The sequence below is a fragment of the Ignatzschineria sp. 22MB058224 genome, from assembly GCF_058188435.1.
In genome coordinates this window covers 1,675,001-1,685,000 of record NZ_CP187366.1, presented here as the reverse complement: position 1 = coordinate 1,685,000, position 10,000 = coordinate 1,675,001, and the positions used below count along the sequence as shown (strand labels likewise).

Here is a 10,000-nt window from a genome sequence, read left to right as displayed (position 1 = left end):
AACGACTTACATTCTGTGGCAAGCTTAACCGAATAGGGTAGGCGTAGGGAAACCGAGTCTTAATAGGGCGTATAGTCGCAGGGTGTAGACCCGAAACCAGGCGATCTACCCATGGCCAGGCTGAAAGTTAGGTAACACTGACTGGAGGGCCGAACCCACATCTGTTGCAATAGATGGGGATGAGCTGTGGGTCGGAGTGAAAGGCTAATCAAGCTTGGAGATAGCTGGTTCTCCCCGAAAGCTATTTAGGTAGCGCCTCATGTAATTTACTTCCGGGGGTAGAGCACTGTTTCGGCTAGGGGGTCATCCCGACTTACCAACCCGATGCAAACTCCGAATACCGGAAAGTATTATCATGGGAGACACACAGTGGGTGCTAACATCCATTGTGGAGAGGGAAACAACCCAGACCGCCAGCTAAGGTCCCTAAATTATCGCTCAGTGGTAAACGATGTGGGAAGGCATAGACAGCTAGGATGTTGGCTTAGAAGCAGCCATCATTTAAAGAAAGCGTAATAGCTCACTAGTCGAGTCGGCCTGCGCGGAAGATTTAGCGGGGCTAAAGCGATATACCGAAGCTGCGGATGTATATTATAGAATATATGTGGTAGGGGAGCGTTCTGTAAGCCTGTGAAGGTGGACTCGTAAGAGCTGCTGGAGGTATCAGAAGTGCGAATGTTGACATAAGTAACGTTAATGCGAGTGAAAGACTCGCACGCCGAAAGACCAAGGTTTCCTGTTCAACGTTAATCGGAGCAGGGTGAGTCGGCCCCTAAGACGAGGCAGAGATGCGTAGTCGATGGGAATCAGGTTAATATTCCTGAACTCTCGTATCATGCGATGGAGGGACGGAGAAAGCTAGACCAGCTGGTGATTGGTATGCCAGTGTAAGCAAGTAGGTAGAGATCTTAGGCAAATCCGGGATCTTAATACTGAGATGTGAATGCGAGGAGCTTACGAGCTCCGGAGTGGTTGATGCTATGCTTCCAAGAAAAGCTTCTAAGCAATAGTGATATGAGAACCGTACCCCAAACCGACACTGGTGGTTGGGATGAGAATTCTAAGGCGCTTGAGAGAACTCGGGTGAAGGAACTCGGCAAAATCGTACCGTAACTTCGGGAGAAGGTACACCTTCCTTGGTGAATGCTTTACGCAGTAAGCTGAGGAGGGTCGCAGTGAAAAGCTGGCTGCAACTGTTTATCAAAAACACAGGACTCTGCAAACACGAAAGTGGACGTATAGGGTCTGACGCCTGCCCGGTGCTGGAAGGTTAATTGATGGGGTTAGCGTAAGCGAAGCTCTTGATCGAAGCCCCAGTAAACGGCGGCCGTAACTATAACGGTCCTAAGGTAGCGAAATTCCTTGTCGGGTAAGTTCCGACCTGCACGAATGGCGCAATGACGGCCAGGCTGTCTCCACCCGAGACTCAGTGAAATTGAAATCGCCGTGAAGATGCGGTGTACCCGCGGCAAGACGGAAAGACCCCGTGAACCTTTACTATAGCTTTACAGTGGATTTTGAATCTTTTTGTGCAGGATAGGTGGGAGGCTTTGAAGCTAAGACGCTAGTTTTAGTGGAGCCATCCTTGAAATACCACCCTGAAAGATTTGGAATTCTAACTTAGGCCCATTATCTGGGCTAAGGACATTGTATGGTGGGTAGTTTGACTGGGGCGGTCTCCTCCGAAAGAGTAACGGAGGAGTACGAAGGTACCCTCAGCCCGGTCGGAAATCGGGCTATTGAGTGCAAAAGCAAAAGGGTGCTTGACTGCGAGACAGACACGTCGAGCAGGTACGAAAGTAGGTTTTAGTGATCCGGTGGTTCTGTATGGAAAGGCCATCGCTCAACGGATAAAAGGTACTCCGGGGATAACAGGCTGATTCCGCCCAAGAGTTCATATCGACGGCGGAGTTTGGCACCTCGATGTCGACTCATCACATCCTGGGGCTGTAGTCGGTCCCAAGGGTATGGCTGTTCGCCATTTAAAGTGGTACGCGAGTTGGGTTCAGAACGTCGTGAGACAGTTCGGTCCCTATCTGCCGTGGGCGTTGGAAATTTGAGAGGAGCTGCTTCTAGTACGAGAGGACCGAAGTGGACGTATCTCTGGTGTTCCGGTTGTCATGCCAATGGCATTGCCGGGTAGCTACATACGGACGGGATAACCGCTGAAAGCATCTAAGCGGGAAGCCTTCCTCAAGATTAGATTTCCCTAGGGGTTTAACCCCTCTAAAGGTCCGTCGAAGACTACGACGTTGATAGGTTGGGTGTGTAAGTGCAGTAATGCATTGAGCTTACCAATACTAATTGACCGTGAGGCTTGACCATATAATAGGTCTTAGACAATTGACTACGAGACATGAAAGCGTTTCCAAAGTTAATGTGAATACACAAACTTAAGTGCACAACAAAACAATCAACGCGAGATAAATCGCCATTGCTGTTACAACCAACTAATCAAATTTATTTGTGAGTGGAGTGAGTATCACTTCAAGCACACACCAGTTTTCCTGGAAACAATAGCGCTATGGAACCACCTGATCCCATCCCGAACTCAGAAGTGAAACGTAGCAGCGCCGATGGTAGTGTGGGAGTTCCCATGTGAGAGTAGGTCATTTCCAGGGCTTAATTTGAAGGCCCCTAGTTCATTGAACTAGGGGCTTTTTCATTGCTGCGCGGAATAATCATAACCAATCGAAAATAGGTAAGTCCGCGATTTTTAGGCCAATACAAATACCAATACCAACAATCCCCGCCGGAGATTGCTTTGAGCTTGAATGGCATTTGAGTAATAGAAAATAAAATACCGATTTAAAGCAGCAGACTAACCATAAAAAAGGCTAATTTCAGTATAAAATTGAAATTAGCCTATGATTATTATAAGTAGCAGCTTATTAACTGCTGATTGCAAGATTTTATTAGAGAATAAATCGACTTAAATCTTCATCTTCAACTAGATCGTCTAATTCATTTTTCACATATTCTTCTGTTACAACAAATTTTTCGCCATCATGATCAGAGGCAGAGAATGAAATTTCTTCAAGAAGTTTTTCTAGAATTGTATGAAGTCTTCTAGCACCAATATTCTCAGTTTTTTCGTTTACATCAAAGGCCATTTTGGCAATTTTGTGCAAAGCTGCATCATCGAATTCTAGATCTACACCTTCCGTCTTTAAAAGGGCTTTGTATTGCTTGATAAGCGCAGAGGAGGGTTCAGTTAGGATACGATAAAAATCATCGGCATTGAGTGATTTGAGTTCTACGCGAATCGGTAATCGACCTTGAAGTTCAGGGATAAGATCTGAGGGCTTTGATAAATGGAAAGCACCTGATGTAATGAAAAGAATATGGTCAGTTTTAATAGCACCATATTTTGTGGATACAGTACACCCTTCGATTAATGGAAGTAGATCTCGTTGTACGCCTTCACGGGAAACATCTGCACCAGAAGATTCTCCTTTACGACACACTTTATCAATTTCATCTATAAAAACAATTCCTTGGTTCTCTGCAACTTCGATAGCCTTTTGTTTGGCTTCTTCATCATTAATCAGGCGGGAAGCTTCTTCATTTTGGACTACTTTAAGTGCATCTTTAATCTTCATTTTTTTTGTTTTTTTCTTTTCCATGCCCGATTGTTGGAAAAGCGATTGAAGCTGATCGGCCATCTCCTCCATTCCCGGAGGCGACATAATATTTACGCCAAGTCCACCGCTGGAAACTTCAATATCGATTTCTTTATCATCCATTTCACCGCGAATAATTTTTTCGCGAAATTTTTGCCGAGTTGGGTTATCTATTCTTTGTGTTGTAGGTTCATCTGCAAAACCGATATTTTTAGGAGGCGGTAAAATTGAATCTAAAACTCGTTCAATTGCTGCTTCCTCGGCTTTTGGGTAAAGCTCTTTAATCATTTGCTCCCGAACTTTTTTTACTGACACTTCAACAAGGTCACGAATAATCGAATCAACTTCGCGACCTACATACCCAACTTCTGTAAATTTGGTTGCCTCTACTTTGATAAATGGTGCATTTGCAAGTGTTGCAAGTCTACGAGCAATTTCAGTTTTACCAACGCCAGTCGGACCGATCATTAAAATATTTTTTGGTGTGATCTCTTTGCGCATATCGCTCTCAACTTGTTGGCGTCTCCAACGGTTGCGAAGAGCAATTGCGACTGAGCGTTTAGCCTGATCTTGTCCAATGATATAGCGATCGAGTTCTTGTACAATCTCTCTAGGTGTCATAGAGCTCATAAGTTATTTCCCTTTTTAAATCTAAATTTTTGAGTAACGTTATTATTGAAAAGTAACTTGTAATTTTTATTAGAAGCTTAATTTTTCAATTGTCAAATTGGTATTAGTGTAGATGCAGACATTACCTGCAATTTCTAAACTTTTACGGACAATCTCTTCTGCTGAAAGTTCTGTATTTTGAATTAGTGCAAGTGCAGCACTTTGTGCGAACATTCCACCCGATCCAATGGTCGCGATATCATGCTCAGGTTCGATGACATCGCCAAGACCAGAGATTACAAGTGTTGCGGTTTCATCAGCGACAATTAATAACGCCTCGAGTTTACGAAGTGAACGTTCAGTACGCCAATCCTTTGCTAGCTCTACTGCTGCACGGGTGAGATTGCCACTATGTTGTGCAAGTTTTTCTTCGAAACGTTCAAAAAGTGTAAAGGCATCTGCAGTCCCTCCAGCAAATCCGGCGATTACTTTGCCATTAAAAAGGCGACGTACCTTGCGAGCATTACCTTTCATAATAGTATTACCCATAGAAACTTGACCATCTCCACCGATGGCAACTTCATTTCCTCGGCGAACTGCACAGATTGTTGTACCCCTAAATTGTTCCACTGCAAACTCCTTCTTAAAATAATTGCATGAGTTTATAATGCGGTTCCTTAAATTGATTTCAAGAGAAACATCATAATTAATCTCAATCTCACGTAATGAAAATATAAGATTGCTATTAGCGGAATTAGAGACGTTAGTATGGAATTGACTTATTTTTTAATTAATCGATATCCTAATAGATGGAGGTTGTAGGACTTGATTTTTGATTTGTAGTATTATTAAAGCTATAAAAAAGAAATTTCCAAGTAAGGAACTCTCGCAATAAGTACATAGTAAGGAATATACCATGAGTCAACAGCAGGCACTTTCAGAGTTTTCTCTGACGGATGAGGAGTTATTACGGTATTCTCGTCATATTATGCTTGAGCAATTCGATATTGAGGGGCAGGCAAAGTTACGAAAATCACATGTTGTTGTCGTTGGTTGTGGTGGGCTTGGAATGGCTGCTCTTCCCATCTTAGTGGGAGGTGGCATCGGTGAAATCACGCTTATTGATTTTGATACAGTAGAGCTGACAAATCTTCACCGGCAAACTTTTTATCAAATGAGTGATATAGGGCTTGAAAAAGTTACACAAGCTACTAAGCATTTAAAGGCCTTAAACCCAGATGTGAAGTTTCATCCCATCTTAAAGAGAGTTGGGCTTGAGGATTTGGAAAAAATTGTTCAATATGCAGATTTAATCTTAGATTGCAGTGATAACTTTGATTTGCGTAAGACAATTAACCGAGTGGCAATGCATCATAAAATTCCATTAATTTCGGGATCTGCAGTGCGTTATGAGGGTCAGATAACTTTTTTTGATTTACGAGATTCAGGCGCGGCTTGTTATGAGTGTCTTTTTAGTGGTAAACACGCGGATGATGGTAATTGTGCGCTCTTTGGTGTTTTTTCGCCTGTTGTTCATATTATTGGGGTTACTCAGGCACAAGAAGCACTAAAATTTTTATTAGGTATTGGGCAACTTGCAATAGGAAAAATCTATCTCTATAATGCGTTAACATTTTCTTGGCAACAATTTTCATATCACCGTAATCCAGATTGTACGGCTCCGCATTTATATTAAATGTTTAAAATAAAAGAGTTACGTTAACTACTATACGAATGCATTTTAAGTCGTTATTATTAGCTCCATAAATAGAGTTATCTATTTTTAAATGAATAATTTATTGAGTTTAAATAAGGACAAACAATGAAAAAGGTATTTTTATTAGGTATAGTAGCAGTGAGCCTGACAGGATGTGCGGGCTCTAGTTCCCAAAATAGTGTGAGTTATGCTGATTATAAGCGTGATGCAGAGCATGATTTAGAATTAGTATCCGATAAGCATTTTAATGAATTCAGTGCATGTGTTCGCGCTGGTTTAGCACCTTATTCCCCAAATGAATCGGCCATCGATAACGGGATTAAATTTTCAAATTCTGGAGATTTCTCGGTAGAAATCTATCGAGCTATTGATAGTACCTATGCTCGTGTCGATAGTAAAAATAGTAGCATTGTCAATACTGTTTTACGTTGTAAGTAATTTCATCGAAAAAGTTTCAATAAAAGAATTAGGTGATTGAAAATTCAGTCCATTTTTTGAGTTTTCTAAAAGGAAATCAGTGATTTCCTTTTTTTGTCTCTAATTTATTACTTTCAAGTATAAAATCGCGAAATTTAATTTACTGTCATATCAGTGTCATATTCATTTTTTACGATATGGATAGCTCGGAATTGCACCGGGATATTTTTTATAGTCTTGAATCATTTGGAGATAACTCATGACACGTAAACGTGATGAATTTGAAGTGAATAACGAAGCACAAAACGCAGTATTTTCAGAAATAATGGATGCTCGTATTTCTCGCCGCTCATTGTTTAAAATGGGAGGACTTGGTGTAACTACTGGAATTTTTTCAATATTTCCTGTAACTCTTCTTGCACAAGAAGCTGCACGCAAAGATGTTGTATCCGCCGCTAAAAGCGGTAGAGTTACTTTCAAAGCGATTCCCTACTCAACGCTCGATACCGTTATCGTACCGGATGGCTATAAAGCAGTGGCATTCTATAAGTGGGGCGATCCTGTTGGGATTGAGGGTAATAGTCCGAAATTTAAAAAAGATGGCTCAAATACCCCTGAGGAGCAAGCAGTACAAGCAGGTATGCATCATGATGGAATGTCCTATTTTCCAATAGGTGAAGGTGAAGAGCGCTCACATCATGGTCTACTAGTAATGAACCATGAATATGTTGATAATGGTCTTCTTTTCAAAGATGGTGATGCTAATTGGTCCGCAGATAAAGTATTAAAATCTCAAAATGCGATGGGTGTTTCAGTCATCGAGATCATGAAAAATGCTAAAGGTGATTGGGAGGTTGTTCGTCCATCTAAATATGCACGTCGTATAACGCCTCTTACGGAGATGGTAATATCAGGTCCTGCAAAAGGGCATGAGCTTCTTAAAACATCGGCGGATCCTACAGGAAGTAAAGTTCTTGGAACAATGCAAAACTGTGCAAATGGTGAAACGCCGTGGGGAACATATTTAGCGTGTGAAGAGAACTGGGCCGATATTTTTGTAAAAGCGAATACAGAATTAAATCCACTTGAAAAGCGTTATGGTATTGCACCAGAAGATCCCTCTTATCGTTGGGCAGAGTTTGATGCGCGTTTTGATGTTAATAAAAATCCGAATGAACCAAATCGTTTTGGGTGGGTTGTTGAAATAGATCCAGAAAATCCAACATCGATTCCCATTAAGCATACAAGTCTTGGTCGTTTTAAACATGAAGGTGCTAAGGTCGTTGTTGGACCAGATCAGCGTTTAGCTGTCTATATGGGAGATGATCAGCGTTTTGAATATATCTATAAATATGTCAGTAACGAGAAGTATGATCCAATGAAAGGTAAGGCGAACAGTGCGCTGTTATCAGATGGTACGCTTTATGTGGCTCGCTTTGATGATTCAGGTAAAGGTGAATGGTTACCGTTAGTCTTTGGAAAAAATGGTCTGACTACTGAAAATGGTTTTAATAATCAAGGTGATGTTGTGATCAATGCCCGAAAAGCTGCTGATATCGTAGGTGCAACGAAAATGGATCGACCAGAGTGGATTGCCGCAGACCCCAAAAATCCAGGTAACATCTATTGTACATTAACGAATAATAGTAATCGAGGTAAAGCTGGTTATCCAGGTATTGATGCCGCAAATCCTCGGGAGAATAATCTATTTGGTCATATCATTCATTGGCATGAAAAGAATGATGATGTTACATCGTTGACATTTGAATGGGATATCTTAGCACTTGCAGGATCAGATTATGAAACATCATCGAATCATCAAGCTCAGAATAAAGGGGATGCATTTGGATCTCCCGATGGTCTTGCCTTTGATCATAATGGGATTCTCTGGGTGCAAACAGATGTCTCTTCTTCAACAATTAATAAAAAAGCGTATCAAGGAATGGGGAATAATCAAATGTTAGCGGTCGATCCTGCTGATGGTTTTTTTAAACGTTTCTTGACTGCTCCTAATGGTAGTGAGGTAACTGGTATTGCATTTACTCCGGATAATAAAACAATGTTTATTAATATCCAACATCCAGGTGAACCAGATAATGGTGTAACTGTACCAGATGCAGCGTTAGCAATCTCTAACTGGCCAGATGGGCCGGCGGCAGGTCGTCCTCGTTCAGCTACTGTTGTAATTCAAAAACTTGATGGAGGCGTGATTGGTAGCTGATTTTTTAGTAAATAGTTTGAGTAGCAGGCGAGGATAAAATTGATTTTCTCGTCTTTTTAGCTAAGCCCTAGAGATATCGCGACATTTCTAGGGTTTTTTTTACAATAATTTAATCGTTTGAGTATTGTAGAAAGAGCAAAAAAAACATATATTACAGACTCCTCAAAAGCCGTATTTTTCGGCTATAAAATACAATAACGATACACTAAAAATATTAAAGAGATTGATCATGGCGGGTCCATCCAAATTTCAAATAATTGTTTTAACGATAGGTACATTGATTGCTTTGCAGTATGTAAATGCTCAGCATACAATCAAATTAAATGTTAATGAAAGTGTTGTACTTGGTACATCTGTCGTTGTTGTTGGTGTCTCTATCTTACCCGTGATACTGGCAGGTAGAGTGTCGGATGAGTTTGAAAAATTAGACGATAAAGAGGATTTCGTTTATATCGAAGCTTTAGATGAAAAAGGAAATCCAATTGAATTGAAACTTTCATCGGAAGTGAAAGATAAGGTGATGATTAAAAAGACTGACAAAATTTCGTTACAAGACGGTGCGGATCGGGAAAGTGTTCTCTATATAAATGGAGAACCGGTAATGCTTTTTATTCAAAAACAATAGCTGTATGTTTTAGAATAGATCGTTAAATTAAGACATCGACTGTGTAAAAAGAATTGTTAGGGAGCATTTTTGTAATGCTCCTTTTTTATTGTAGGTTTTTTTAAATACCTTTGGTTTGGTAGATTTTCGGGAGCGTATAGACTTATAAACCGAATGCTACTAAGAAGAATGAATTATTTAGTTTATTTCATAAAAGTGAAGTCAATAAAATAGTTGCTGAAAATTCCTACTAAGTATTTGATTCGTATTATATGTATATTGGATCGTATAGTCTGGTGTAAAAAGTAATGCGTTATTCTTGATTGATTGAGAGTAATTTTTAGCCTTTTGTGGATTAATTGCCTTATAATTTGACTAACATATCTTGAGAAAATGTTATGCCATATATAAATGTAAAAATTACTGATGAAGGTGTCACTGCTGAACAGAAGCAAGCAATTATTGCTGGAATGACTCAGGTTTTAGTGGATGTTTTAGGTAAAAATCCAGCAACAACAGTTGTTGTGATTGATGAAGTCCCAATGAACAATTGGGGAATTGCAGGAGTCCCTGTAAAAGATTTTCGAAAAAATCAGAAGTAAGATGAGTGATTGAATGAAAAAGGGAAGAAATATAACGCCTATGAAAAAAATAATTGTAGTTTTAAGTGCAGCAATTTTTTTAACAGTAACCGCTAATGCCTGTACCAGAGTAGTCTTTCATGGTGATAATAATCGAAATATCACTGCTCGGTCAATGGATTGGAAGCGAGATGTGGGCACTAATTTATGGATTCTACCCCAAGGGAT

At 40.3% G+C, this 10,000-nt stretch carries 8 protein-coding genes and 2 rRNA genes (2 of these 10 cut by a window edge); 8 read left to right on the top strand and 2 right to left on the bottom strand.

All coding sequences use genetic code 11. From position 1 onward, the window contains the following. Together ACPF7B_RS07365 and rrf are read left to right on the top strand one after the other, a co-directional pair. Positions 1–2,325: ribosomal RNA gene (locus ACPF7B_RS07365) — 23S ribosomal RNA — on the top strand; it begins 587 nt to the left of the window's first position. 181 nt (positions 2,326–2,506) lie between these two features. After that, positions 2,507–2,621: ribosomal RNA gene (gene rrf, locus ACPF7B_RS07360) — 5S ribosomal RNA — on the top strand. Positions 2,622–2,915: 294 nt separating this feature from the next. Here the strand turns inward: rrf and hslU are convergent. Further along, the gene (hslU, locus tag ACPF7B_RS07355; RefSeq protein ID WP_490505174.1) at positions 2,916–4,253 is read right to left on the bottom strand and encodes an ATP-dependent protease ATPase subunit HslU; all 1,338 of its coding nucleotides are present in this window, start codon (positions 4,251–4,253) and stop codon (positions 2,916–2,918) included. Between the two features lie 69 nt (positions 4,254–4,322). Next, on the bottom strand, positions 4,323–4,862 hold the full coding sequence (gene hslV / locus ACPF7B_RS07350) for an ATP-dependent protease subunit HslV (protein ID WP_490505173.1): 540 nt from the start codon (positions 4,860–4,862) through the stop codon (positions 4,323–4,325). A 286-nt stretch (positions 4,863–5,148) separates the two neighbouring features. On the opposite strand from hslV, the gene ACPF7B_RS07345 reads away from it, so the two are divergent. The 6 genes from ACPF7B_RS07345 to ACPF7B_RS07320 all read left to right on the top strand — a co-directional run. Then, entirely contained in the window at positions 5,149–5,928 is a 780-nt protein-coding gene (locus ACPF7B_RS07345) for a HesA/MoeB/ThiF family protein (RefSeq protein ID WP_490505172.1), read from the top strand. A gap of 126 nt (positions 5,929–6,054) precedes the next feature. Continuing rightward, positions 6,055–6,387: a hypothetical protein gene (locus tag ACPF7B_RS07340; protein WP_490505171.1), complete on the top strand. Its 333-nt coding sequence runs from the start codon at positions 6,055–6,057 to the stop codon at positions 6,385–6,387. 238 nt (positions 6,388–6,625) lie between these two features. Continuing rightward, positions 6,626–8,587 carry a PhoX family protein gene (locus ACPF7B_RS07335; protein ID WP_490505170.1) on the top strand — a complete coding sequence of 654 codons (1,962 nt, stop codon included), beginning with the start codon at positions 6,626–6,628 and terminating at the stop codon, positions 8,585–8,587. A 229-nt stretch (positions 8,588–8,816) separates the two neighbouring features. Further along, on the top strand, positions 8,817–9,212 hold the full coding sequence (locus ACPF7B_RS07330; RefSeq protein WP_490505169.1) for a hypothetical protein: 396 nt from the start codon (positions 8,817–8,819) through the stop codon (positions 9,210–9,212). Between the two features lie 377 nt (positions 9,213–9,589). Beyond that, positions 9,590–9,793 (top strand): tautomerase family protein, encoded by a 204-nt coding sequence (locus ACPF7B_RS07325; protein ID WP_490505168.1) that lies wholly within the window; start codon positions 9,590–9,592, stop codon positions 9,791–9,793. A gap of 40 nt (positions 9,794–9,833) precedes the next feature. Continuing rightward, a protein-coding gene (locus ACPF7B_RS07320; protein ID WP_490505167.1) for a linear amide C-N hydrolase crosses the window boundary here: on the top strand, positions 9,834–10,000 show its start. The gene runs 979 nt beyond the window's last position; the window shows 167 of its 1,146 coding nt (coding positions 1–167); the start codon lies at positions 9,834–9,836; the stop codon falls past the right edge of the window.